Source organism: Paenibacillus sp. GCM10027626, assembly GCF_042676285.1.
Lineage (GTDB): Bacteria > Bacillota > Bacilli > Paenibacillales > Paenibacillaceae > Paenibacillus_Z.
Window position 1 is genome coordinate 263,919 of the sequence record NZ_JBHTHC010000007.1, and the last position, 25,466, is coordinate 289,384.

Below are 25,466 nucleotides of genomic sequence, written 5' to 3' on the forward strand. Positions count from 1 at the left end.
CTTCTTATACTTGTGCTGTTTTTTTCCAGTCAGCTGCAAACTTTTCCATCCCTTGATCAGTCAGCGGATGCTTGGAAATTTGCTCGATTACAGAGAATGGAACAGTAGCAATATGCGCACCAGCCATCGCTACGCGCGTTACATGATCCGGGTGACGGACGGATGCGGCGATAATTTGTGCATCCAGGTTATGAATGCGGAACAGTTCGGCAACTTTGGTAACCAGCTGTACGCCATCCTCGGAGATATCATCCAGGCGGCCCAGGAAAGGAGAGACATAAGTAGCGCCCGCGCGTGCGGCCAGCAATGCCTGGTTAACGGTGAAGATCAGCGTAACGTTTGTTTTTACGCCTTTTTTCGACAGGTAACGGCAGGCTTCCAGGCCGGCAAGGGTCATTGGCAGCTTGATCGTAATGTTTTTGTCGTTGTTGTTGATTTTGATCAGCTCGTTCGCTTCCGCGATCATATCTTCAGCTGTAAGCGCGTCTGGCGTTACTTCTGCAGATACGGATTCCACCTCAGGCACCTCGCGCAAAATTTGCTCGATGCGGTCTTCGAATTTTACGCCTTCCTTGGCTACCAAGGACGGATTCGTCGTTACACCGGACAGGACGCCGATTTTATATGCTTTTTTGATGTCTTCCAGATTAGCCGTATCGATAAAAAATTTCATAGCAAAACCCTCCGATTGTTTTTTAGTGACGAGCTGACGAGTCAATTCCATCTTTTATTATACCGCAAACGGCGCGATGAAATTGACTCTGAACTTTAACAATTACACGTCATTTTCATTATACGAATGTAAACGAGCCGGATTTACAGAAGCTCTTTCGCCAGACGGACAACATTGCTTGTCGAGAAGCCGAAGTATTCCATTACTTGTGTCCCTGGTCCGGAAGCGCCAAATGTATCAATCGTCAGCAATTTGCCTTCCGGGCCGGCGAAACGGTCCCAGCCAAGGGAAATACCGGCTTCAATCGCTACCCGCTTCGTAACAGCCGCCGGCAGCACGCTTTCTTTGTATGCGTCAGGCTGGCGGTCAAACAGCTCACGGCTTGGCATGGCTACGACGCGAACCGAAAGATTGTCCTTCTCCAGCTCCGCTTTCGCATTCATAGCGAGTGAAACTTCAGAGCCAGTCCCGATCAGAATGACATCCGGCTGTGCGTTCGTCTCGGCGAGAATGTATCCGCCTTTGGCTACGTCTGCCACATTTGCTTTCGTTTCTTCGAACACCGGCAAGTTTTGACGGCTCAGCACAAGCGCAACCGGTCCTTCATTTTGTTGCAGCGCATATGCCCATGCGCTTGCTGTTTCGTTCGCATCGCTTGGGCGAATAACAGTAAGCCCTGGAATCGTGCGCAATGCAGCCAAATGCTCGATCGGCTCATGCGTAGGACCGTCTTCGCCAACCGCGATCGAATCATGTGTGAACACATAGATGACAGGCAGCTTTTGCAAAGCAGCAAGACGGATTGCCGGGCGCAAATAGTCGCTGAATACGAAGAACGTACTTACAAAAGGCTTAACGCCGCCATGCAGCGCCAATCCATTGCCGGCGGCTCCCATCGCATGCTCGCGAACGCCAAAGTAAATGTTGCGTCCCGCATAGGATTCGACAGCAAAGTGCTGATCTCCTTTAATATCGGTCATTGTCGAATTCGACAAATCTGCGCTGCCGCCGAAAATAGCCGGAATCTGCTTAACAAAATGGTTGATCGCCTCGCCGCTGGCAACCCGTGTCGAAATGGCTTTGCCGCTGTCAAAGGTCTTAACATCGCCGGCTGCAATTTGTACAGCACCGTCAATCACTTGCGCCAGCAGCTTGCCTTCAGCCGGATATTGCGCCGTATAAGCGGCCAGCAGGTCGTTCCATGCCGCTTCCTTCGCAGCCCCTTGCTCTTTCAGCTCTGCATAATGGGCTCTCACATCAGCCGGCACAGTAAAGTCCTCTGCATAATTCCAGCCGTAAGCTTCCTTAGTCGCCTTGGCGCCCTCCAGACCCAGCGGATTGCCGTGCGCTTTGCTCGTACCGGCAACCGGGCTGCCGTAGCCGATGATGGTCCGGACTTCAATCAAAGTCGGCTGGGAAGTATTTTGCTTTGCTTTTGCGATGGCCGCGGCAATTTGTGCAACATCGTTGCCATCCTCTACCCTCAAGTATTCCCAATTTGCCGATTCTACTCTTTTTTGCATGTTTTCCCCGAAGGAAAGGCTCAAGTCGCCATCCAGGGAAATATCGTTGGAATCATACAATACGACCAGCTTGCCCAGCTTCATATGGCCGGCCATCGACATCGCCTCATATGACACGCCTTCCATCAAGCAGCCGTCACCGACAAGTGCGTACGTATAATGATCGATGACCGGGAAGCCTTCCTGATTGAATTTCGCAGCCAGATGCGCTTCTGCCATCGCCATCCCTACTGCCATTGCCACACCTTGACCGAGAGGGCCAGTCGTCGCTTCTACCCCGTCCGTATGGCCAAACTCCGGATGCCCTGGCGTCTTGCTGTTCAGCTTGCGGAATTGTTTCACATCGTCCAGCGACACACCGTAGCCTGACAGATGAAGCAGGCTGTACAGCAATGCCGAACCATGGCCTGCCGACAGCACGAAGCGGTCGCGGTTAAACCATTTGGAATTTCCCGGATTGTGGTTCATCTGCTGCGCCCAAAGCGCATAAGCCATCGGGGCTGCGCCGATCGGCAAGCCCGGATGACCGGAGTTGGCACTGTTAATCGCATCGATGGACAAGGTACGAATCGTATCAATTGCTAACTGCTCGATAGTTTGTGTTGTAGGCATATTGTTCTCCTTCTTTTGTTTGAATTTTTGAAGCTGAGCTGTCTTTGCGGTCGTCAAACCACCAATGGAAGCCGTCCTTTGTCAGCAAAGCGTCAGATGCCGCAGGCCCGTATGTACCCGCTTTATACGCGTGCAGCGGAACCGTATTGCCGGCAAAGGCGTCGAGAACCGGCTGCACCCATTCCCAAGGCAGCTCAACCTCATTCCAATGAGCAAAAAACGTATGATCGCCGCCAAGCGCATCATGAATCAAGTTCTCATAGGCTTCCGGCGCCCCGCTCTGCTGAGCGGTCAATTCGAGCAAGGCCAGCTGCCTTCCATCGGCGTGCTGCGCTTGGAGCGAAATCCCCTCGCCGGGGCTCATCTCGAAGACAAGCAGGTTTGGCGAGCCGTCCAGCGGCAAGGCCTCTTTGAATTCCACAACCATGCGGGTGGATTTTTCTTTCAGCCTTTTGCCGGTACGAATATAAAACGGAACACCGCACCAATCCTCATTGTCAATTTCCAAACGGGCGGCTATGAACGTATCATTCGTTGATTCGGCGGAAATGCCAGGCTCGGACGTATAGCCCGCTACCTGCGCTCCATTAATCTCCCCGGCTCCATACTGGCCGCGAACGACACTTTCGCTGATCGCTTCATGCCGGACAGGCTTCAGCGCCTTCATGACATTTGTTTTTCTGACATGAACGTCCTCCTGACCTCCCGGAAGATGGACAGCCAGCATCATAAGCAATTGCAGCATATGATTTTGGAACATATCTCTGGCCGCACCGACATGATCGTAATAGCCTGCTCGTTCCTCGACGCCGACCGTTTCATTAGCGGTAATTTGCACATTGGCCACAGCGCCCGGCTGCCAAATTTCACGCACGAGCGGGGCATGCTCGCGCAATTGGTTCAACTGCTGCACGACAGGCTTTCCGAGATAATGATCAATACGGAAGATTTCCTGCTCCGCGAAGGTTTTGCTTAATTGCCGGTTGAGATGGCGCGCGGATTCCAAATCGTGTCCGAACGGCTTCTCGATAACGAGCCGCTTCCAGCCGTCTGCCGAGCCTAACCCGCTGGCCAAAATATTCGCCGCAATCGTTTCAAAATACTCCGGCCCCACCGATAGATAGAACAGCCGGTTCGGCGCAAGCCCGAGCTGCTGCTCCCGCTGCTCAATCATTTGCAGCAGCTTCTTGTAGTCCTCTATATGATCAATATTGAGCACGCAATAGCGAAATTTCTGTACAAATTGTTTAAGCTTCTCATGATCGCCCGCTTCTCTTCTCGAGAAGTTATGCAGCGATTGCTCGACATTGGACTGAAAAAATTCATCGGTCCATTCTCTTCTGCCAAGACCAACTACAGAAAAGGACTGTGGCAGCTTTTCGTCGATAAACAAATTATATAAGGCAGGGTAAATCTTTCGTTTAGCTAAATCCCCTGTTGCTCCGAATAAGACAAAGGTAGTTGGCTCCACGATCCAGGCTCCTTCCCGGTATAACTTTCTATAGGCTCTGGTTTCTATTTCCTAGTTACACTATAATACGAGTAACATGTATTTATCTAATTAATATATTTTACAGGAGCTATAGACATCATCTATGACCAATAATTATGAGTTGTATAAAGTATTTTATTGGGCGGCCAAGACGGGCAGCTTGTCCCAGGCGGCCAAAAACCTGTACCTGACCCAGCCAAGCGTCAGCCATGCCATCAAGCAGTTGGAGGACGGTTTTGGCCTTACCTTGTTTTATCGCACCTCCAAAGGGGTGACGTTAACGCAGGAAGGCACGATTTTATATTCCTACATTGAACAATCGCAAATTTTGATTTCGTTAGCGGAAGAAAAGATGGCGGCGCTAAAAAACCTGGACAGCGGGGAGCTGCGCATCGGCGGCAGCGATTCTTTGTTCAAGCATTACTTGCTGCCTTTTCTGGAGGACTACCATCAGAAGTATCCCGGCATCCGCTTCCATCTGAATCACGGGACGACTCCTGAAGTAATCACTTTTCTCAAAGAAGGGCGCATTGACCTTGGCGTTGTCCGCATGCCGATCGTCGACGCGCAGCTGGAAGCGCGTGAAAGCATGCAGCTGCAGGATTGCTTCGTGGCCGGCGCACATTATGCCGAGCTTAAAAACGAGGTGCTGTCGCTCGATATGCTGCTGCAGTATCCGATTATTCTGTTCTCGCGCAATAGCCGGGCCCGCATGGCCATCACGGAGCTCTTTCAGAGCTATGGGCATACGCTCAAGCCGGAATTTGAGGTTGGCAGCGTCGATCTGCTGATCGAATTTGCCCGTAAAGGCCTTGGCATCTCTTACGTCACCAGAGAATTCATCGCCCCTGAGCTGGAAGAAGGCTCCCTCTTCGAGATTCGCCTTGACATTCCACTCCCGCCCCATCAAGTTGGCGTGATGACGATGCGTAATATGCCCTTGTCCAATGCTGCCCGCAAATTTATCGAGCTAGTGCAGTAAAGCTGCTGCTGCCGGAAAGCAAGCTGTCTCACAAATCTTTGTAAAGGGGTAGTTTAGAGATGAGCACAGAATACCGGTACACAACACCAAAGTCCATGCTTAATAAAGGAACCGGCTTCCTCGCCGGCTACAGCCATACATTAAACCCTTACACCGGATGCACGTTCGGGTGCTCCTACTGTTACGTGCGCCAGATGCCTGTAGCGCTGTTTCGCGACTCGCAATGGGGGACATGGGTCGATATTAAACAAGAAGCGGCCGCTACTTTGCTTAAAGAACTCCGCCGCGCTAAAGCGAAAGGCCCTGTCACGATATTTATGTCCTCCAGCACTGATCCGTATCAGCCGATTGAATATAAGCAGCAGATAACCCGCTCGCTTCTGGAAGCAATGGCCGGCTCCGAGCAGCCCGATTTTCTGTTTGTGCAGACGCGCAGCCCGCTCGTTCGCCGCGATATCGATTTGCTGCAGCAGTTAGGCGATAAAGTCCGGGTTAGCGTAACGGTGGAAACCGATCGCGAAGACATTCGAAAAGCTTTTTCGCCATACGCGCCTCCTATACAAGCGCGCCTGAAAACGTTGCAGCTGCTGGCCAATGCCGGTATCCCCGCTCAGGCGGCCATTGCGCCGGTACTGCCAAGCAGCGAGCATTTTGCCAAGGCTTTGCGCGACGTCGTCGATCGCGTCTGTATCGATGATTTTTTTATGGGGGACGGGAGCGGCGGCAAGCGCACACAGCGATTAAATATTTTTTCACTTTACAGGGAACTGGGTTTAGAGGACTGGTACAATCCTAATGCCTATCGAATCGTGTACGAGCGTCTGCAAGCTTATTTTAAAAATGATCAGCTCTTTATTAGTCAGCTGGGATTCGCCCCGTAGCTCGGATTACGTGATACAATTGAATCATCAACCAGATTCTGGGAGGCAGACATGGAGCCGATTATACGATGAAAAAGCAGAAGTTAATCCTTTTTATCATACTGTTCGCAGCAGTCCTAACCGGATTTCGCATATTGTGGATCGCTTCCTTTTATAATGGCAATCAGCAAAAAGCCGTTCAAGGGGAGCTGGATTTGCGGGAATGGGATGCTGCTTCAAGCGGTACAATTACGTTAGACGGAGAATGGGAATTCATTCCTTATGCATGGGTATATGATCAAGCACAGAAATCGGCGACAGCAGATACAGGCAAACATTTCATCCAGGTTCCGGGCGATTGGAAAGAGGCTTTGGCGGCATCCCGCCACAATCAGTCTCCTACCCCTTACGGTTATGGCACATATCGCCTGCGAATCTTGATTAATCCCGACAATCGTGATCTTACATACTCCATTCGCGTTCCAAGCGTGCGCAGCTCCTCTGCCCTATTTGTCAATGGCCGTCTGCTGGCGAAGATGGGACAGCCGGGCGAGAGCAAAGAACGATATGCAGCGGCCAACATCCCCTATTCGGCTTCATTTACAGCAAGCGACAGCGGGATTATCGATGTCGTGATACAAGCTGCCAACTTTAAAGACCCGCGTAAAAGCGGCATCATCCGCTCCATAAAATTTGGTTCGGAGCAAGCGGTTGCCAAGGAGACAAAGCTGTCGATTTCGATACAGGAAATGATGGCTGTCGTATTTCTTTTGCACGCTCTGTATGCTTTGGTCATCTTTTTTATGGGAAAACGGGATCAGCGATTGTTACACTTTGCTTTACTGGCAATCAGTGCAATGCTGACGATTACGTTAAGCAGTGACGACAAAATATTTCTGCTTTGGGTGCCTATCAATTATGAATGGGCCTTCAAGCTTGCCCACCTGGCTATGGTATCAACCGCTTACGCTCTGCTGCATTGTTTCAAGCAGTACCTGCCTGCGTATGGACGCCGGGCGCTGCCATGGTTTTCGTCATTTTGCGCAGTTATCGCCCTTTTGGCAGTTAGCTTGCCTTCGCAGTTTGTAGTAACACTGCAGCCATTATATTTCGGATGCTTATCCTTCTCACTCATCTTCACGATGGCACTGCTGCGAATAAGCAGCAAAGTGCTGAAGGATAATCTGCTTCTGCTCTTTTCTTTGATTGCGCTGTCCCATAACTTTCTGTGGGTGGCCGTATTTTTGACTGTCGGCATAAGGGTGCTCTACTATCCATTTGATCTCATTATCGCCACCGCTTGCTTTGCTTCGGTCTGGTTTAGGCGCTACTTTCACATTCATTTCGAAACTGAAAAGCTGGCCGCCAAGCTGCAGCATTCCGACAAGCTCAAAGACGAATTTCTCGCCAACACATCGCATGAATTGCGCAATCCGCTTCATGGCATTCTTAACATGACGCAGGCTGTGCTGGAGCGTGACCGACAGAAATTGCACACAAAAAGCGTTCAGCATCTGGAAACGGTGCTGGCAGTCGGACGTCGAATGTCACTCACGTTGAATGATCTGCTGGATGCCATGCGGCTTAAAGAAAACGTTCCAAGACTGAAATGTCACAATTTCCCGATTCAAACGATTGTGACCGGCGTCATGGATATGCTGTCAATTATGGCAGAAGGCAAGACCGTCCGAATTTCCAACCAAATTCCTGATGATCTGCCTCCGGTATATGCCGATGAAAACCGTGTTATTCAAATTGTGTTCAATCTTCTGCACAATGCGATAAAGTTTACGGACGAAGGAACGGTTATCATAAAGGGCTTTGTCCGGGATGGCAAAGCTTATGTTGTAATTGCGGACACCGGCATCGGCATCGATAACGATACACTGGGCCGAATCTTTCGACCGTATGAGCAAGCGCCTGCTGAACAAACGATGGTCGAAGGCGGATTCGGGCTTGGACTTAGCATAAGCAAGCAATTAGTCGAGCTGCATGGCGGAACACTGCAGGCCAGTTCTGTTCTTGGGCAAGGCTCCGAATTCTCGTTTACACTGCCTTTAGCGGAGCTAGAAACCGATCGGGAAAATGCAGTCTCAAAAAATTATTCTGAGGCGACAGCCGTTGCTGCAGAGAGTGCCGCGGCATGCGAAACAGCCGGCCCGGCTGCCAATCAGCCGGAACAGGCACCTGCCGATTGTCCAAGAATACTTGTCGTTGACGATGATCCAATTAATTTGCAAGTATTGGAGACGATCCTCTCTGCTGAACATTACCAGGTTACTACGGTAACAAGCGGCAAACGGGCTTTGGAGATTCTGGATTTGCAAGAATGGGATCTGATCATATGTGATGTGATGATGCCGCAGATGTCGGGTTACGAGTTGACACGCGCAATCAGACAGCGCTTTACAATCTCCGAGCTGCCAGTGCTGCTGCTGACGGCAAGAAGCCACCCTGAAGATATTGAGCATGGTTTTTTGTCCGGAGCTAGTGATTATGTAAAAAAACCGGTGGAACCGCTCGAGCTGCGCTCGCGTGTCAAAGCATTGACTGAAGTGAAGCAATCGGCGCGCGAACGGTTGCAAATGGAGGTTGCCTGGCTGCAAGCCCAAATTCAACCGCATTTCCTCTTTAATACGTTGAATGCAATCAGCGCTTTAAGTGCGATTGATATGGAGCGGATGCACAAGCTGCTTGACGCTTTCAGCAATTTTTTGCGCGATAAATTCAAGTTCAAACAAATGAATCAGCTCTCCCCAATTGAAGATGAGCTTAGCATTATTCAATCCTATTTATATATTGAAAAAGAAAGATTTGAGGAGCGGCTCCAGGTCAAATGGGAGCTGGAGCCCTATCATCAAATCAAGCTGCCGCTGCTGACGATCCAGCCGCTAGTAGAAAATGCTCTCCGCCATGGCATTATGAAGCGTGCACGCGGAGGGACAATTACCATTCGCGTGTCCAATTTTGAACAATATTTTGAGATCGCAGTCGAGGATGATGGTGTAGGCATCGATGAAGCTGCATTGCAGCGCATTATGGAAGGCAAGACGAGCGAACAATCCGGCGTCGGGCTGCTAAATACAGATCTTCGCCTGAAGCGCCATTACGGAAAAGGCTTGCAAATTCAAAGCAGCCCCGGGCAAGGGACGAAAATATCGTTTGTCATTCCGAAGAAAAATCTGTAATCACTAACTCCGATCGATGCAGCCGCTGCTAAAAAACCGTCAAGAGCCATTTGCCTTGACGGTTTTAGTCTTTCACCCGCTAGCCTTGCGGATTATGGTGTGAAGTGTGGTTATGATTTTTCACCTTTTTTGACCCGGACAACGGTTCAGGTTGATTATTCGCTTGCTGGCGTTCCCTGTTTCTGTTGTCGCCCGGTTGTGGCACCGGCTGCGCTTTCGGCTTGCTCATTTATTCGATTCTCCTTTTGTTGTAATTCCATCTGAGTTAATCGGTTTATCATGATTTAGCGCATCTTGATGGCGACGGTCATTCGTCTGCTGCTGCAGCTGCTGAGCCTGATGGCTATTAACAGGAGTAGATTCCAACTCGTCGACGACATTGCTCAAATTTTTATCAGTGATTCCCTTTGGCTTTGACATTGTTGTCCTCCCTCTCAGGCATGTGTAATAGCTTGCAGGATTTGAGCGCACTCGTGCATCTGCCGCCGGCAATTTGCAATTGACTGTTGAATGCTGTCGTTCCTTTCATCGACTGATCTGTCCTCTTGCTGCACATCCAAAAGCTCAATTTCGATCTCCCTGCTGTCCATGTATTGAACACGGAATGTCAGTTCGAGCATTTCATGATCGTTTGTGCGGATCTCAATATTCAAAGCATGGGGGTTAGCCTCATCAGGCTCTACTTTTGCCGAGAAGCCGGTATCCAGACATTCCGGCAATTTTGTGCGCCATCCTTGCACCAACTCTGATTGCGGGATTGTTAACGTATCATTGGTTGACATTATTGCACCTCCACAATTAGGTTGGCTTCTCGGCCAATTTTTATACCGGAAGCGTTCGCGCATCTATACTAAATTATGCTTCCGAGTGCGAAGCTAATTTTGCCTGTTGTATACGGAAAGAACTAACACAGCTTACGATAACGAAAAGCAATTGAAGAGACAAAGCCAACAAGATTCCTGTTAACAATCCCCAATTAAGCGTCTGGCTTACGGCAATGAATGCACCGCCGATCCCGATGCTTAAACCTGGACTGAATGCATCGGTAAATTGAAGGCTGGCCGATATTTCTCCTTCTTCACCTGCCTAGCTCTCAGTGGCATTATAACAAGCGACAAACAAACCTCTTGAGGCAATGGTCGCAGGCAACCCTTTCCTTGCGCTAAAAGTCCCCTTAGGCAGCAGCTTTCGCAAAGGCAGAATCATGATAAGCAATCCTGCAACCGAAAGTGCCATCCCTTTCCAATCGGTGATAAAGCCAAGTCCGCTCAGCAGCATTCCTGTTCCAATGGCCAGCAGCACCGCCAAAACTTCTTTGCGGCCGCTTCTGGCGGAGCCGCTCTCTTTCACCGAAAATTTGCGGAAAGCGGGAAGAGTTAGCACAACCGCCAAGCCGATGAAAGGAAGCACCAGCCAAAAAACAAATCTCCAGGACAGAAGCTCAGCTATAAGTCCAGCGATATATGGGCCAACTAACGCAGGCAATATATACGCGCTTGAAAACATGGCAAGTATTTTCGTTCTTAATCGATCGGGATAACCTAAAGTAATACTGTAATACACGCATGTAATAATCGCCCCGGCGCCAAAACCCTGAAACAATCTTCCAACGATCAGCATAACCATATTCACCGCTGAGGCTGCAACTACAATGCCGATCACAAAAAATAGAATCGACGCAATGAACGATGCAAACAGGCCGTTTTTGCTGATCCGTTGGCCAATCACCATCGTTCCGACGATTTGCGCCAATAGAAAAGCGCTAAATATCCAGCCGTACAAATGAAGGCCATTCAATTTTTGCGCCAGACTTGGAGCAATCGTAGTAATGGCTAGCCCCTCAAACGCCACGGTAGTCACGGCAAGTATGATTCCGATGGTGAGCGCACGATATCGGCCATCAAATATTCCGTCTTCTTTTTTGGATATAACCATTTTGCATTTCCCCTTTTTATTATTGCTTGTCATATCATTAGTTGCCATAGCAAGTATTAGGTCTTTAATAGCTATCATCGAGAACATTGATAACAATAATTAATGGTCTTAGCAACTATATCATCATCCGCTGACTGGAACGACAAAGCGGCTGTAAACCAGTATCCCCTTTATCGTTCCATATCCAGCTCTGAAAAACAAAGGCATGGGCTATAAATCCTTTACATTATTATACATTACGGTAAGAATCCTTCTGAAAGTTTCAACCTCCTCTTCAGTCAACCCTTTAATGGTATTCTGATACGCCTCAAGAGAAGGAGCAAGTATATCTTCTTTAATATCACGGCCTTTAGGAGTTAGATATACGCGTAAAGACCTTCGATCGGTCTCATGGATCACGCGATAAATAAATCCTTTCTTTTCCAGCTTGAACAGCATTCGGGCAATGTTCGTCTGATCTTTGCACAGTCTTTCAGCAATATCTTTTTGGGTAATGCCTTCTTTTTCCCATAAAATGACGAGTATTTCCCACTGATCCACAGTAATATCAAATGGATTGACCACTTTCTGGTAGTAATTATTCAGCTTAAGAGCCGCTCGCTGGACATTTACGCCAATGTATTTTTCTAATTCCAAGTTCGTCCTCCTTTAGTTGATTTGATTATAGTTGTTGTGACCATTATAATGGCATCCCTTTTTAATTTCAACTGTTTACAAAAGCAGCGACGGCAGCTCTTGCAAACGCTTGATCCGATGCAGCGGCTCGGCGTCCAGATCCGCACGCCACGGCTGATTTACTTCAATCCAGATGGTCCGCATGCCCGCTCGCGATGCACCAGCAATATCATTGACAGGATGATCCCCGACATAGAGACATTGTTCAGCTTTTACCTGCAATTGTTCAGCAGCCATTGCAAAAATAGCAGGATCTGGCTTTTTCACTCCTGCCTCCTCGGACACGATCACAGCATCAAAATAAGGGCGCAGCCCCAGCCGATCGACCTTGCCATGCTGTATTGCAGTTTGGCCGTTCGTTATTAATCCTGTCCGGAACTTGGATCTGATCGCGGTTACGACATCCAGGGCTTGCTCAAACAACACAGCCTGATTCACATACTCCCGCTGATAAAAAGCCATTAACTCCGCATGTTCCGGAGGGCCGCCTTTTCTCCACGGCAGCTCGGCGAGCAATTGATGAAACAGCTCGCGTTTATCCTTATAACCGTCTTCATCCAAATGGATGATTCGTTCATAAATTGCCGGCGTAATCTCGCTTTCATCCAAATAAGTATGCAGCAAATGTTCTACAAATCTGCCAAAAGTTCGCGTCCGGTCCAATAGGGTGTTATCCAGATCAAACAAAATGACTTCTACTGCATCCATTGACGTTCTGCTCATCTTCTCATTCCCTTTCGACTGTTATAATGGTGTTAAATCCTGCCGCACAGCAATCTGCTTGCAATTCGGGCATACGCCGGAAATAACACCTTGCTCGTCAGCATAGAAGGTAATTCGTTTTGCCGTCTTCTTGCAGTAAGTGCATTTCTGACTGCTGGATCCAGCTGGAACCTCCTGCCGAGCTAATCGTTTGCGGCGCTTGTAGCTCGCTAGCGAGGTGATCTTCGTTCTGCCAGCTTTCTTTTTCTTCATGAAATAGCCGATCACGCCGCCCAAGACTGCAACGATAAACATCCATATATGCATAATAATGCCCCCTTAGGGAAGTCACGCTGATGCTTCATTATTATTCTATTTCAATCGCTAAACGCCAGTACAATAACGACAAGCCGTAATTTATTCATTAATCCTCCAAACCAGCCATTTTTTCTCTCTCCCTAAATTTCGACACTATTCATGCATCTTCCTGCTTTTGGAAACTGGAAAGCTGAAGGAAACGACTGCTCCCCCCTCAGGGCGATTTTCCGCTTTGATCATGCCGCCGCAGCGCTCGACAATTGCCCGCGATATGGCCAGGCCAAGTCCGGATTCGCCATCCTTGCCTTTAACGAAACGATGAAATACCGTAGGAAGGAGTTCATACGGGATGCCGAGGCCATCATCCATAACCCGCATTACAATCCTCCCATCCTCCACAAGAGCACTAATCTCAATTGTATGCGCAGCATGTCGCACTGCATTCATAATGACGTTTAACACAGCTTGCATCAGTTTGTCTTTATCTGCCATAATCGTCAGCCGCGGATCATCATCGCAACCTATTTTTAATTGTAAATTTTTTTTGACCAGCAGCGGATTAACGCGTTCATGCGCCTCAGTCAGCAATTCGGGCAGTACTACTTCTGATGGCCGGAAAATATCCTCCTCGCTATCGAGCTTCGCCAATAACGTCATTTCCGTTACAATGTCTCCAAGCCGCTTGCTTTCATATAGAATAACGTCAAGCCCTTTGCGCACGCCATCCCCTTCAAATATGCCATCCCGGATTCCTTCGGCGTACCCTGAAATCGACATAATCGGCGTCTTCAATTCATGTGAGGCATTTTGGAAAAATTGCTTCTGCACCTTATTAAATTGATTTAATTCCTGGGCCATCTCAAATACAGTGTGCGCGACGCTGCCGATTTCTCCGCTGGCGTTTACAAGCTGGACATCGGTAAAATGGCGTGACTTCACCTTTTTCAATTCCTGCTGTAAATTCATCAAAGGCTTAATCAATCTTTTTGTTATGAACCAGCTGATGAGAAACATAATGACCCCAACAAGAACGATAACGAGAATGAGCCGTCCCAGCAGCGCTCTTTCAATTTCTTGAATTTTACTTATTGGACTAAGCAGCGTAAGTGTCCCACTGGGGATTGAACTAATATTGACTACATAACGCGGATCATCGCCTTCCCAAATTTTTTGCATCGATGCAGGCGTAGCCACGATCTCATCGGCCGCTTTTGCCGTATGTGCAAACACTCCAGATTTGAGCTGATTGTCGTTAATAACATTGCCCTGCTCATCCGTTATGATTGCCTGAATATCGTTATAGCGGGCGGCGGCCATTTCTTTTACCATTTCTTTTTTAGGAGCAGCCGGTAAAGCAATCTCAGGCCGAATGGTTTGGGCATCGGCTTCTACCAAAGTAGCCGACATAGCGGCGCTTATAGATTTCAAATCCGCCTTCTGTGTCCCAATAAAATGATCCAGCAGTACATAATGGATAATTACGCCTGTAATCGAAAGCACCAGCACAAGCGCTAATGCAAATGCCAAGTTTATTTGATGCACCAGCTTCATCTTATGCGTCCCCCTTCTCGATTCGCATCCGATAACCATGCCCCCACACAGCCTCAATCGGCAAATCTATCTTTTTGCGAATCCGCTTAATGAGATGATCTACAGCGCGATCGCTGCCAAAATAGTCATCACCCCACACATGAGTAAGCAATTCATCGCGAGTAAACGCCCGATTCGGGTGACTAGCCAACACTTTTACCATTTCATATTCCTTGCTGGTCAAATCGATTTCAGCATGCTGCCAAAAAATACGGCGCTCCAGAACATTCAGCTGCAAGGCGCCAACAGCAATCAGCTCGTCGCCATTACTTTCTGTAAATCGCCGGTCACCGCCATTCACTTTCATCCATCGTTCCAATTGGCGTTTCACCCGGGCGACCAGTTCGCGCGGACTGAACGGCTTGACCATATAATCATCACTTCCCAACTCAAGCCCCAGTATTTTATCTACTTCATCATCCTTGGCCGAGATCATGACTATCGGCACTTCTCCCTTTTCCCTGATCCGCCTGCAAAGCTCATAGCCGTCCATTCCCGGCAGCATAATGTCCAAAATCCACAAAGCCGGGGGATTCGTCTGAGCCAATACCCAGGCATCCTCTGCGGTTGACAAACCAATCGTGCGAAAATTTTCTTTATGCAAATAAGCTTGAAGTAAAGTTCTTATATGATCATCGTCATCTACGATTGCGATCAATGCTTGTTCATTCATTGCAAAATATACCTCCCGGCTTTCTTCTATCGAAAGTATACCAGAGAGAGCCGTTATCCATCTCTTCTGCCATCGTTTTTCCACAATTCCACCAAATCTGTGCCACACTTGCCCAGTAAAGTTATTGCTGTAAGACACACCACACAAAAGGAGAGTTAACCTTTATGAACTACAAATTGAAAAACATCGCTCTGTCCGCCCTGCTGCTATCTGCTGTTGCTGTACCCGTCAGCGCCAATGCAGCTCCGCCAGTGTCCGCCGTTCAAGCCCTGCCAGCAAAAGCGGTTGTATATCAGTTTACAGATCCGCTGGAAATCGCCAAAAAATATGCGCCTGACACGGTCGCAGATTGGGAAAAAACATTAGCCGCCTACCAAAAGCTGACCGGAAGTGAGAAGGGCGCTGTCACTCAGCTGAAAAAAGTAATGCTAAAGCGTGAGGATGTACCTGGAGAGATTGGAGCAGCAAGCGCGACTGTCAGCTCTATTGCAGCAACGATTGAAACTGGAGATAAGATCGCCAGCCGGAGTAAGGAGCACAAGGTTGAGGAGCTGAATATGGCGCCTTTGCCGGTCAATACCCAGCTTGTAAAAGTAAAGCATGTATCAGGGAACGGGGACGTTGCTCCTGAAGCTTCTCTTAAAATCGAAGCAATCGCTGCAGCCAAGCCGCCGAAAATTGCCTCACCGTTCATCGAAGCACAGATCGCATTATCTGAGGCTGTAAATGCTAAGGATGCCGATGCCGCGGAAATCAAAACAAGGCTGGCTGCTTTGCTGGATCAATACAAGCAGGAATTCGCCTCATTGACGAAATCTTAATAAAAGAACGGACACCCGAGAGATAAATAAGAGGTGTCCGTTCTTTTTATACGTGATAGGCAGCGACTTGCTAAAGCTAGAAGCGGTATGTCCAAAATCTTTCTGTTCCGAAGCGCTTCTTAATCTCAGAATTCGTAAACTCCTTGCTCCCAAGCAGTTCGGCAGCTTGAAACTGGGATCGATGCGATTTGATAGAAGCCATCTTTTGCTTTACAAAAGGCGTAACGTCGCGAATAACATCGGCCTTCCCGATCGCTTGCTCATGATTATTGGCAAAAGCAACGCAATGAACGGTTGGCCGCTGCTCCTCCGGCAGTCGGCCGATCACCCGAATAACGGCGGCGCCGCAGGCGTCATGATCCGGATGAACCGCATAACCGGGATAAAAAGTAATGACGAGCGACGGCTTCAGCTCCTCAACCAATGCTGCAATCCTGCCCTCCAGCACTTCCGGCTCCTCAAATTCGATCGTTTTGTCATGAAATCCAAGCATTCGCAAGTCCTTAATTCCAATTGCCCGGCAAGAATCCTCCAGCTCCCGCTTGCGGATGGCCGGCAGTGATACCCGATTGGTGAAGGGAGGAAATCCCATATTCCGTCCCATCTCGCCCAGCGTCAGACAGGCATAAGTGACAGGCGTCCCTTCGCTCACATGTTTAGCCAGCGTGCCGGCCACGCCGAACGCCTCGTCATCAGGGTGCGGAAATACGACTAATACATGACGTTCCAACATCGGCAACAGCTCCTTTCCCATTAGAATGGCTCCCGGCTTAATTGCAGCGCTACAACAAGCTTGCCTTGGCTATCATGTCCTGCAAGAATTAGACGCTCTGGCTCACTTTCTTCATAATGGGTCAGCCCTTCCGAATAAACCCACCCGTGTGCCATCTTAAGACCAATGCGGAATGGCGAGCTCTCGGAAATTTTCCCGTGAGAATAGCGTATGAGCGCATTTGTAATAAACGTTGCCGCCGGATGCTTCGTGGTATCGAAATGAGCGGCATACGCACCTGTCGTCATCTCCAGATGGATGTATAAATCCTGATCTTTCAGCAGATCGATTCTTCGCTGGATTTCTGTTGGATTGATTAACTGCATCCTGATCACCCCAAATCTGAGCTCTCTGCTCTAGCTCGTATTCAATCGATATGATTACAATGATACCAGAATTTTTTCATTTGTAAAAATGGGCGCTTTCACCTGCCGCTTCGCCGCTTGCCTTTAACGCTTGATCCAAATACCCAAACAACTCAGGTGTCAGCCCATAATGAAGCGGAATATCCTTGTTTTCGGCATGAAATCGATGTCCGGCTGCGATAACCTCCTCGTCGCTATTCGCCGACAATTGTAAAAATTGGCGCCAGTAATCGGTAAGCGCCCGAACGTCAGCAGAATCTAGCGGCCTGTTTTCCTTATAACAGCGGGCCAGTTCCTTAATGAATTGATTCCACTCCTGTTTCATCCGCTTCACTTGATCAAGCGGCATGGAAGCGTAATAGCTCTTTAACTCCTCAATCTTGTCGCCCGTTAAATATTTCTTAGTCTGATATTGCATCATTACAATAATTTCTATCAAATCGTCAAGTGATGCGTTTTTTTCCAGCGCCAGCACATCCTGAACGGTTTTCAGCCGCTGGCACAGCGCTTGCTGCCGCTCCAGAAGCTCAGTCGCTTTTTGCAATTGAAGATCGATTAATAACGTCGGATCGACATGAACAGAATGGAGGACATCGCGAATCTCTTCCAAACTGAAGCCAAAATCTTTGAGCGTTATAATATGATAAAGCTTCTGAATATCGTCTTCATCGTATAAACGATGTCCGGAACGGGTCATATGGCCAGGGATCAACAATCCGATCTGATGATAATGATGCAAGGTTCTGACGGTCACATGAACCAGCTTCGCCAGATCTCCTATTTTCATGAGCTGTTTCTCCATTTCCGCCTGCCTCCTCTTTTTTTAACCTGTCAACAGTGATGAGATGTCTAAATGATCATAGCGATATTTTTTGCCGCAGACGCTGCAACCAACCTCCACAGCTTGCTGCTGTTCAATTATTCGCTCCAGTTCTTCCTGCCCTAGACTTAACAGCAGTCCGAAAAACATCGCTTTAGAACAGCCGCAGTACAAATGAATTGCTTTCTCCTCTACCAAATCGGCCGTGGGGTACAAATCTTCCGTTCGAAATGAGTGTCCTTTGCGATCAAACCAATCCGTCCATCTTCCCAGCAATCCGGCTTCCGCAAAGGGCAGCGGCTGCACTAAAATCCCCCGGCTGTAGCATGTGTCTGGCCCGTCGCCATAATAGTAGCGAAATGCAGTCTCCAGTTGCTCGCTTTGCAGAAAATAATGGGAAAAATCGTGGACTATATTCTGATAGGGCATATCTACAAACCCGGTGAACATCGCGCCCATTCCGATATCTTTTGTTATTTTAATAAATCCCTTAGGACCGATCAACTCCGCGAGCCCCCCTACCTGATCGGTGTAGGCGAGCAAAGCATCGCTTGCATATCCCCTCACATTTCCGGTAAAATCCACATCGCAATGAATATACTGCGATCGCTCAGACATATTGATACGGACGCTTAGCCGCTGATCATCCTTTAACAGTCCCACCATCAGACTCGATAACGTAAAAGCGGTCGACAGTGCCTCCTTGCTTACTGGATCCAATTGCTGCTCCCGCAGCATTTCATGAATTAATCGCGTGTTATCCAGCACGAAAATTCTCGCCTGTCTGTCTTTTGTTAGCAGCTTCATTAACTTCGTTTTCATTCGTTCTCCCTCCATAGCCCCATCATACAACCTCACGCAACGTCAGGTTCAAGTCTGTTAACACCAATTCTTGAATTTCCCCATATACTAACTTAACAATTGCTGGACACAGTTGTTGGAGGGACATCATGATCCGGATTACAGGTGTAGACTTGAACAGGACAGATCTTTCCTCTCTTTCGGGAATGGAAAAGCTGATCTTACACAAAAAACAAAATAGCTCGGAGATTTATCACTATGACTCACTCTATGCTCTTCTATTTGAATTGAAAATGAGGAGTAACACTGTAGCCGCCGCCAAGGCGCTTTTCATTAGTGACGCCAGCTTCGCCACCTTCAACAATACGAAGGGCAATGAACAATATTGGGAAAGAACCTCGCAAGGGGGGCTGAAGCAAAAGCATAATGCAGCGAGCTCGGAGGCGATCCGCGACATTTTCAGGCAGGGGGCCCTGTACGCATTTGAGTGCGCGACAGCAATGGTAATCATTTTATATAAGGCAGCCTTGGATTCGCTTGGGGATGATGTTTTCAATGCTTATTTCAATCATTTGCTGTTATATGACTGGAACTATGATAACAACCTTCAACTCATTGCGAACATGGACAATGAGGAAGCGGTACCGGGAGATGTTCTTTATTTCAAAAATCCCGATTACAACACTAAGACGCCGGAATGGCAGGGTGAGAACGTTATTTTACTGGCAGATAATCTCTACTTTGGGCATGGCATCGGCATCCATACAGCGTCGCAAATGATCGCTTATCTTAATCGCCATCGAATCCCCGGCAGCTCCACTTCCGCTTACCTGACTGACTTGATCGAGCATCCTGATTTTGATTATTTGCAGAAGATTGAACTGCCGGCGGCCGCCAAATTAAGTACACGCTTTTTGTACTTGCGGCGAATATATATTGATTAAATGGCTTTTCTTCTCCAACAAAATCTGCTACTATTATCAATAAAATCATAGCACTGTATGTTACTGGCGATGACAGTGGAATTAACCACGGGGAAGCATACAGTTGTACGGTCCGTTCGCCTGGGAAAAGTAGCTGCGAGTTGCTCGTTTTTAACGAGTAGCATGCGGGTACTTTTTTTCGTTATGAACAGGGAGGATGAGAAATATGACGATAATGATGAAAGCAAGAGAAGCAGCAGATGTGGTCTATGCGGAAATCTGTACGAAGGTAAACGTCTTGAAAAAACAAGGCATTCAGCCGCGGCTGGATACAATCCTTATCGACGGTGATCCGGCATCGGCCTACTATGCTCTAGCCAAGCAAAAAATCGCTGCCAAGCTGGGAATCGAGTTTCAGCTTCACCGTTTTGCAGCAACGGTCACAGACAATGATGTGCTACAGTTGATTAGACAGTTAAATGCCAATTCGGCGGTGCACGGCATTATGCTGGAGCTGCCTCTTCCTCCACATCTCTCAACTAACATAATAGCCAAAGCCATCATCCCCATGAAAGACATTGACGGCGTTACGCCTGACAACAAGCTGGCCACCATTACTGGGGAGCTTGGTCTCTATCCGGCTACTCCGCAAGCGTGCATACAGCTTGTTAAGCACTATGGATACAGCCTGAACGGTGCCAATGTCACTTTAGTCGGACGCGGTCAAACTGTCGGCCTGCCGCTCTTTCATTTATTGCAAAGAGAGCAAGCTACAGTAACCGTCTGTCACTCCCGCACTCCTGATCTTGCCTATCATTTGAAACATGCTGATATTGCATTTGCCGCGGCTGGATGTCCCGGCATGATCACACAGGAGATGGTTCACCCTGATCTAGTCATCATCGATGCCGGTATTAACGAGCTGGACAATGGCAAAATTGTTGGCGATACGGCAGCGAGCCTTATCGGTTACGTTAAAGCTCTATCGCCTGTTCCGGGCGGCGTTGGTACTTTGACTACCGCACTGCTGTATGAGAATTTAATGAAGGCCATCTCTATCCAAACCGGGGAGGTGAGCTGAAAATGCAAAATGTAACCTGGAATGATTCTATACAGACATTTATAACTCAAGCCGGGAGCGCAAATCCTACTCCTGGCGGCGGAAGTGTCGCCGCGCTTGCAGCCGCGCTAGGAGCGGCAATGACCTCGATGGTCGGCAACCTCTCTCAGGGAGAAAAATTCGCCTCATGCAGACAGTTAATGTCCGATACTGTCGACAAAATGAATTTGATTATAACCCGCAGTGAACAACTAATGATTGCAGATATGACTTTATTTCAAGTCTATATGAGTATATTAAAGCTTCCCAAGGATACAGAGGCAGAAAAGCTGCTCCGCAAACAAACTTTGCAGAAAGCGGTCATAAATGCGACTGATGTTCCAATGCAGCTGGTCACGCTGTGTAAAGAAGGGTTATTTCACACCTGCCAAATTGCTGATGCAGCCAATAAGCAGGTTATTTCAGACCTCGGCATTGGAGCGATTCTACTGGATTCAGCGGCACAATCAGCCGCCCTGACGGCCGAAATCAATCTGGCATCAATTCAAGATATGGAGCTGAAGCAGCAGTATTCCGACAACCTGCGCTTGCTGCTCCATGAGATCGGCGAGTTAAAAGAGCAGGTAGTGCAGACGACTCGCAGCCGTATTGGGAATTAGCACTTAAACCGATATAACAAGCAGCGTAGCAGGTCTTACCACTCGACATTGTTACGCTGCTGCAAACGCGGCTCGATTGTGTCAAGCAATTCAAAAATACGTCTCTTACATTGCTCAAACTCCTCCGGAGTGGCATATTGTACCTGCCAAATATAAGCCTCTGTGTAGCTGCAGTGCAGTCTATATGTATCCAATTTGAGCTGACGGATGGTGGTCTCGTCGCCGCGCATTTCGCCGTAGCCCTTGAAAAAATGCTCATTCATCATCCACGGACTGGCAAACTCATAATCGGTATCTCCCCATATCACCCGATCTGCATCAATGATAGCCGCCACTTTGTGGCGATCTGTGCCTTCAAGCTGCTGTACGAGCACATTGCCCGCCCATAAATCGGTATGGATTAGATGCGGCCGGTTTACGGAACGATAGAGCCAGCTATTTTGTTCAAATAGCTGAGTGACTCTATTTATCGTCTGTTCATCAAACACATCGAATTTTGCGCATTGTGTACTTACATCCTGCACATGCTTGCACAAAAATGACCACCAATCAACATCTGAACCATCACAAGCATCTGGTGCCATTCTGCCAAATTTATTGCCAGTAATCGCGTGCATTTGTGCGATCCATTCCCCTGTTTCTTCCAATAGTTTTGTTTGACTTGCTTCCGGTATGGAGGGGTCTGATAGCGGGGTGCTAGGCAGGTATTCCGTAATCATATAGTCTCTGTCTATCATTAATTTTGTCGTATCACAAACGATTACTTTGGGACATGGGATTCCCTTCTGTGTGAGCAAATCATATACGCGCCGTTCTGCTGACATTAAATCATGCTCGAAAGGCAGCAGCAAGTGTCTGTTTACGGGTCCGGCTCTTAGCACAAGTTCGCGGTTAGATGAGTGAAAAATTAATTTGTAGGTTGTATTGAATAGCCCGCCCTTTAAGGGAATCGCCTCCACGGAGGAGGATACGCCGAAATGATGCCTGACAATCTCCTTTATCATCTCTTCCGTTAAATCCTGATAGATCCTTGAATGAAGATTCACGCTACTCCACTCCCTTTCGCTAAGGCTCTGTTAACTTAGTATGAACATATTCGTCCCCTCATGGTTTATTTTACAACCCTTTAACTGGATTGTTAATGGCGATCCAATTACAATGAAAGAAAGAATGAAAGAAATGAGGGTCTCGATGCTTCCAAAGCCACAACTGATACTTGATATTGGCGGCGTGCTGATTACAAACCTGTCGCCAATGTTTTGGCAGCAAATAGCTGCGATCTCCGGCGTCTCGGCACATACGGTTACAGAGCGTTTCAAATTGGAGATTAAGCAAGCGTTATGGACAGGCGTGATACGAGTAGATGATTTTTGGGACTGGCTGCACACGGAGTTTTCGATTGATCACATTGCTGCTCAGCAACTATTGCGGACTAACCTTAGCCCGCTGCCTGCCATGAGACATCTTGAAGCCTGGAGCTTAACAGCCGACATCCATCTTTTAAGCAATCATCGTATAGAGTGGGTGATGCCTTTAATCGAACCGGTCAGCAGTTTTATTTCAAGCATCACTATTTCGAGCCAATCCGGAACAACGAAGCCAAATCTTGCTATTTTCCAAGAAGTTCAGGCTCATCTTCAAAATAACAACGTATTATTTGTTGACGATCAGGAAAAAAATATGAACCAGGCTACGGCTCTCGGCTGGAGGACATTGCTTGCGGATTCACAGGGGGCATGGATTGCCCAAGTGGAGGACTATTTAGCATGCCGATAAACCGGTTACAATTACCAGCGCAATCCTACTGTTTTATTGAAACAATATCGCTGACTCACCCGTCTAATGCCATAGAATCCTTAATGCAAGGAGTGGACAGCATGCTTTTGACAAAAGTCAGCAATACGATACTTATCCGGGCGACTGCGGTGATGTCTGTTATTGTCGGTATTTTATATATGCCCTCTTTAATTCATTTTTCTTTGCCGATTGCCGGACTCGGTCCAGAGCTGATCGAAGGCCGGGAAGCCGCGGAGCTATGGGCGAATTATGCTGTTTTTGGCGGCATGGCTATTCTTGCAGGTTCCTTCTTGACCTATCTGTCACGCGCTGTCCTTTTTCAGCGTCTTCTGCTTAGCGCATTTCTGATTGCCGCATTTCTGCTCACAATTGCTCAGCTTCCTCCACTCTTCTGGTGGATCTATGTCGGTGCCTTTGTTTTCTCCTGGTCCAGTGTAATCGCCTTTTCACTCCATTGTGTACTGCTCGCGCTGGCTGTATGGGGAGCGCTAGTAACGATTTATTCTTTTGAACGTCTTCATCGCAATTGATTTCAGATAAGGGCGATCGCGGCTTAACCGCGTTCAGCCCTATTTTTATGTCTTCCGGCTTGTTGCATAGTTGAACCAAGCTCTGATAGGATGAATTAACAACACTAAGAAAAGCTTCGGAGGTGCAATAATGATTTATATTGAAACAAAGAGGCTGCAATTACGCGACTGGAAGGAAGCTGATCTGAAACCATTTTGCCAAATGAATGCAGACGATGCGGTGATGGCTTATTTTCCAAAAACGTTATCGACTGACGAGACGCAACTGTTCTATACATCCATTTTGGCTGAATTTATTGAATACGGTTTTGGTCTGTACGCCGTAGAAGAAAAGGAAAGTAAAGCGTTCATCGGATTTATCGGGTTTCACAGGGCAACATTTGAAGCAGACTTTACACCATGTATCGAAATTGGATGGCGGCTCAAAAAAGAGGCTTGGGGGAAAGGCTATGCAACGGAGGGTGCAAAAGCCTGCTTGCAATACGGTTTTACTGAACTGGGCTTTCATGATGTATACAGCTTCACAGCTGATATTAATGAACCGTCGAAAAACGTTATGATGAAAAGCGGCATGCATTTTGTCAAATATTTTGACCATCCCAAAGTAGAAAACGACAGTCCGTTAAAAAAGCATGTTCTGTTCCATACTGCCTATCACAAGGAGATGTTGAACAATTGAAAGCCGACAGGATGATTGCCATATTATTATATCTGCAAAATGAGGGAAAAGTGTCTGCCAAGGAATTGGCGGCGAGATTGGAAGTGTCGGAGCGCACGATCATGCGTGATATGGAAGCGCTCAGCATGTCAGGCATCCCTGTTTATGCAGAACGCGGCAATACTGGCGGATGGCTGCTGGCTGAGGGCTATCGCACGAGATTGACAGGGATGAAGACAGAGGAGCTTATGTCATTAATCATCTCGGCGCATCCCGAACTGCTCGCCGACCTCGGTATTAAGCGGCACTTTGATATGGCTCTCCAGAAATTGCTGGCAGCTTCTCCCGCTGCTATGAGACAGAATGCCGAGCTCATTCAGCGGAAGATTCATATCGACGGTGCCGGGTGGCACCAAGCAAATGAAGCATGCCCCTATTTAACGTTAATTCAAGAAGCAACAATGGCTGAACTGCAGTTATGCATCCATTATAAGAAGGAACAAGAAACCGCCGTCCGCACCGTTCACCCACTGGGCTTGGTTGCCAAGCGTTCAATCTGGTATTTAGTTGCTGCAAAAGACGGCGTCATCCGTACGTATCGTGTGGCGCGCATCCTATATGCCGAGATGATTGAAGAACATGCTCAATTTCCGGCGAATTTCAATCTGGCTGAATATTGGGAGCAGTCCACAAAACAGTTCAAGCAAAATCTGCCCCATTATGTGGCTAAAATTCGCATGAAGCGGGCGATGCTAGGCCGTTTTAAGCAGGAACGCTTCATTACAATCCAGGATGTTGCATTATCCGAGGCTGACTGGATTGAGGCGACGATCGATTTTGCCACGCTGGAATATGGCTGTGAAACTGTCCTTAAATTTGCTTCAGCTGTCGAAGTGATATTCCCTGAAGAGTTTCGCTCGCAAGTACAAGCTGCCGCCCGTTCAATCCTTGAAATGTACGAGTGAGCGGCAAATGTTGTATAACATCTAGACAAAGGCAGCCCATATTATGTTAAGATAAGTTTCAAATAGCAGAGG

Annotated in this window: 27 protein-coding genes, 1 pseudogene and 1 riboswitch; of the genes and pseudogenes, 11 read left to right on the forward strand and 17 right to left on the reverse strand. The window is 47.9% G+C overall.

The window, feature by feature from the left end; all coding sequences use genetic code 11:
* Positions 1-4 precede the first annotated feature (4 nt).
* The 3 genes from fsa to zwf all read right to left on the reverse strand — a co-directional run bounded on the left by fsa (position 5) and on the right by zwf (position 4,279).
* Positions 5-673: a fructose-6-phosphate aldolase gene (gene fsa, locus ACFQ0N_RS15860; RefSeq protein ID WP_379327754.1), complete on the reverse strand. Its 669-nt coding sequence runs from the start codon at positions 671-673 to the stop codon at positions 5-7.
* Positions 674-816: 143 nt separating this feature from the next.
* Positions 817-2,808 carry a transketolase gene (tkt, locus tag ACFQ0N_RS15865; protein WP_379327756.1) on the reverse strand — a complete coding sequence of 664 codons (1,992 nt, stop codon included), beginning with the start codon at positions 2,806-2,808 and terminating at the stop codon, positions 817-819.
* Complete coding sequence (gene zwf, locus ACFQ0N_RS15870) at positions 2,771-4,279, reverse strand: glucose-6-phosphate dehydrogenase (RefSeq protein WP_379327758.1); 1,509 nt, start codon at positions 4,277-4,279, stop codon at positions 2,771-2,773. Before zwf ends, tkt begins: the two co-directional genes overlap by 38 nt.
* 124 nt (positions 4,280-4,403) lie before the next feature.
* Here zwf and ACFQ0N_RS15875 point away from each other — a divergent pair, with 124 nt between their 5' ends.
* From ACFQ0N_RS15875 to ACFQ0N_RS15885, 3 genes are all read left to right on the forward strand, one after another.
* Positions 4,404-5,282 (forward strand): LysR family transcriptional regulator, encoded by an 879-nt coding sequence (locus ACFQ0N_RS15875; RefSeq protein ID WP_379327760.1) that lies wholly within the window; start codon positions 4,404-4,406, stop codon positions 5,280-5,282.
* A gap of 59 nt (positions 5,283-5,341) precedes the next feature.
* Complete coding sequence (locus tag ACFQ0N_RS15880) at positions 5,342-6,163, forward strand: SPL family radical SAM protein (RefSeq protein WP_379327762.1); 822 nt, start codon at positions 5,342-5,344, stop codon at positions 6,161-6,163.
* Between the two features lie 68 nt (positions 6,164-6,231).
* Positions 6,232-9,330: a hybrid sensor histidine kinase/response regulator gene (locus tag ACFQ0N_RS15885; RefSeq protein ID WP_379327764.1), complete on the forward strand. Its 3,099-nt coding sequence runs from the start codon at positions 6,232-6,234 to the stop codon at positions 9,328-9,330.
* 79 nt (positions 9,331-9,409) lie between these two features.
* On the opposite strand, the gene ACFQ0N_RS15890 is transcribed toward ACFQ0N_RS15885, so the two are convergent.
* The 9 genes and pseudogenes from ACFQ0N_RS15890 to ACFQ0N_RS15930 form a co-directional block, all read right to left on the reverse strand.
* Positions 9,410-9,559, reverse strand: a complete 150-nt coding sequence (locus tag ACFQ0N_RS15890) for a small acid-soluble spore protein P (protein WP_379327766.1) — start codon at positions 9,557-9,559, stop codon at positions 9,410-9,412.
* Complete coding sequence (locus tag ACFQ0N_RS15895) at positions 9,556-9,750, reverse strand: hypothetical protein (RefSeq protein ID WP_379327768.1); 195 nt, start codon at positions 9,748-9,750, stop codon at positions 9,556-9,558. Before ACFQ0N_RS15895 ends, ACFQ0N_RS15890 begins: the two co-directional genes overlap by 4 nt.
* A 14-nt stretch (positions 9,751-9,764) precedes the next feature.
* Entirely contained in the window at positions 9,765-10,112 is a 348-nt protein-coding gene (locus ACFQ0N_RS15900) for a hypothetical protein (protein ID WP_379327770.1), read from the reverse strand.
* 73 nt (positions 10,113-10,185) lie between these two features.
* Positions 10,186-11,265: pseudogene (locus ACFQ0N_RS15905) on the reverse strand (MFS transporter).
* A 210-nt stretch (positions 11,266-11,475) separates the two neighbouring features.
* Positions 11,476-11,901, reverse strand: coding sequence for a MarR family winged helix-turn-helix transcriptional regulator (locus tag ACFQ0N_RS15910; protein WP_379327772.1), 426 nt, complete (start codon positions 11,899-11,901; stop codon positions 11,476-11,478).
* 75 nt (positions 11,902-11,976) lie between these two features.
* Positions 11,977-12,663: an HAD family hydrolase gene (locus ACFQ0N_RS15915; protein ID WP_379327774.1), complete on the reverse strand. Its 687-nt coding sequence runs from the start codon at positions 12,661-12,663 to the stop codon at positions 11,977-11,979.
* Between the two features lie 21 nt (positions 12,664-12,684).
* A complete protein-coding gene (locus tag ACFQ0N_RS15920; RefSeq protein ID WP_379327776.1) occupies positions 12,685-12,969 on the reverse strand; it encodes a hypothetical protein in 285 nt (94 codons plus the stop codon).
* Positions 12,970-13,113: 144 nt separating this feature from the next.
* Positions 13,114-14,511 (reverse strand): sensor histidine kinase, encoded by a 1,398-nt coding sequence (locus tag ACFQ0N_RS15925; RefSeq protein WP_379327778.1) that lies wholly within the window; start codon positions 14,509-14,511, stop codon positions 13,114-13,116.
* 1 nt (position 14,512) lies between these two features.
* A complete protein-coding gene (locus ACFQ0N_RS15930; protein ID WP_379327780.1) occupies positions 14,513-15,223 on the reverse strand; it encodes a response regulator transcription factor in 711 nt (236 codons plus the stop codon).
* A gap of 164 nt (positions 15,224-15,387) precedes the next feature.
* Here ACFQ0N_RS15930 and ACFQ0N_RS15935 point away from each other — a divergent pair, with 164 nt between their 5' ends.
* The gene (locus ACFQ0N_RS15935; protein WP_379327782.1) at positions 15,388-16,044 is read left to right on the forward strand and encodes a hypothetical protein; all 657 of its coding nucleotides are present in this window, start codon (positions 15,388-15,390) and stop codon (positions 16,042-16,044) included.
* 76 nt (positions 16,045-16,120) lie between these two features.
* On the opposite strand, the gene bshB2 is transcribed toward ACFQ0N_RS15935, so the two are convergent.
* The 4 genes from bshB2 to ACFQ0N_RS15955 all read right to left on the reverse strand — a co-directional run bounded on the left by bshB2 (position 16,121) and on the right by ACFQ0N_RS15955 (position 18,823).
* A complete protein-coding gene (bshB2, locus tag ACFQ0N_RS15940; protein WP_379327997.1) occupies positions 16,121-16,774 on the reverse strand; it encodes a bacillithiol biosynthesis deacetylase BshB2 in 654 nt (217 codons plus the stop codon).
* A 23-nt stretch (positions 16,775-16,797) separates the two neighbouring features.
* On the reverse strand, positions 16,798-17,142 hold the full coding sequence (locus ACFQ0N_RS15945; RefSeq protein WP_379327784.1) for a YojF family protein: 345 nt from the start codon (positions 17,140-17,142) through the stop codon (positions 16,798-16,800).
* A gap of 76 nt (positions 17,143-17,218) precedes the next feature.
* Positions 17,219-17,983: a MerR family transcriptional regulator gene (locus ACFQ0N_RS15950; RefSeq protein ID WP_379327786.1), complete on the reverse strand. Its 765-nt coding sequence runs from the start codon at positions 17,981-17,983 to the stop codon at positions 17,219-17,221.
* Between the two features lie 21 nt (positions 17,984-18,004).
* Positions 18,005-18,823 carry an Hsp33 family molecular chaperone HslO gene (locus tag ACFQ0N_RS15955; protein ID WP_379327788.1) on the reverse strand — a complete coding sequence of 273 codons (819 nt, stop codon included), beginning with the start codon at positions 18,821-18,823 and terminating at the stop codon, positions 18,005-18,007.
* A 128-nt stretch (positions 18,824-18,951) separates the two neighbouring features.
* Between ACFQ0N_RS15955 and ACFQ0N_RS15960 the strand changes: the two genes are divergently transcribed.
* The 3 genes from ACFQ0N_RS15960 to ACFQ0N_RS15970 all read left to right on the forward strand — a co-directional run bounded on the left by ACFQ0N_RS15960 (position 18,952) and on the right by ACFQ0N_RS15970 (position 21,444).
* Positions 18,952-19,746 (forward strand): protein-glutamine gamma-glutamyltransferase, encoded by a 795-nt coding sequence (locus tag ACFQ0N_RS15960; RefSeq protein WP_379327790.1) that lies wholly within the window; start codon positions 18,952-18,954, stop codon positions 19,744-19,746.
* A 49-nt stretch (positions 19,747-19,795) separates the two neighbouring features.
* Positions 19,796-19,879: riboswitch (ZMP/ZTP riboswitch) on the forward strand.
* Between the two features lie 72 nt (positions 19,880-19,951).
* Positions 19,952-20,806, forward strand: a complete 855-nt coding sequence (locus tag ACFQ0N_RS15965) for a bifunctional 5,10-methylenetetrahydrofolate dehydrogenase/5,10-methenyltetrahydrofolate cyclohydrolase (RefSeq protein WP_379327792.1) — start codon at positions 19,952-19,954, stop codon at positions 20,804-20,806.
* Between the two features lie 2 nt (positions 20,807-20,808).
* Positions 20,809-21,444 (forward strand): cyclodeaminase/cyclohydrolase family protein, encoded by a 636-nt coding sequence (locus ACFQ0N_RS15970; RefSeq protein WP_379327794.1) that lies wholly within the window; start codon positions 20,809-20,811, stop codon positions 21,442-21,444.
* A 35-nt stretch (positions 21,445-21,479) separates the two neighbouring features.
* Here ACFQ0N_RS15970 and ACFQ0N_RS15975 read toward each other — a convergent pair whose 3' ends face one another.
* Positions 21,480-22,490, reverse strand: a complete 1,011-nt coding sequence (locus ACFQ0N_RS15975; protein WP_379327796.1) for a phosphotransferase family protein — start codon at positions 22,488-22,490, stop codon at positions 21,480-21,482.
* Between the two features lie 112 nt (positions 22,491-22,602).
* Between ACFQ0N_RS15975 and ACFQ0N_RS15980 the strand changes: the two genes are divergently transcribed.
* From ACFQ0N_RS15980 to ACFQ0N_RS15995, 4 genes are all read left to right on the forward strand, one after another.
* Positions 22,603-23,220, forward strand: coding sequence for an HAD-IA family hydrolase (locus tag ACFQ0N_RS15980; RefSeq protein ID WP_379327798.1), 618 nt, complete (start codon positions 22,603-22,605; stop codon positions 23,218-23,220).
* A gap of 101 nt (positions 23,221-23,321) precedes the next feature.
* Positions 23,322-23,771, forward strand: a complete 450-nt coding sequence (locus tag ACFQ0N_RS15985; RefSeq protein ID WP_379327800.1) for a hypothetical protein — start codon at positions 23,322-23,324, stop codon at positions 23,769-23,771.
* 130 nt (positions 23,772-23,901) lie between these two features.
* Positions 23,902-24,450, forward strand: a complete 549-nt coding sequence (locus tag ACFQ0N_RS15990) for a GNAT family N-acetyltransferase (RefSeq protein WP_379327802.1) — start codon at positions 23,902-23,904, stop codon at positions 24,448-24,450.
* Entirely contained in the window at positions 24,447-25,394 is a 948-nt protein-coding gene (locus ACFQ0N_RS15995) for a helix-turn-helix transcriptional regulator (RefSeq protein ID WP_379327804.1), read from the forward strand. Before ACFQ0N_RS15990 ends, ACFQ0N_RS15995 begins: the two co-directional genes overlap by 4 nt.
* The last annotated feature ends 72 nt before the right edge of the window (positions 25,395-25,466 follow it).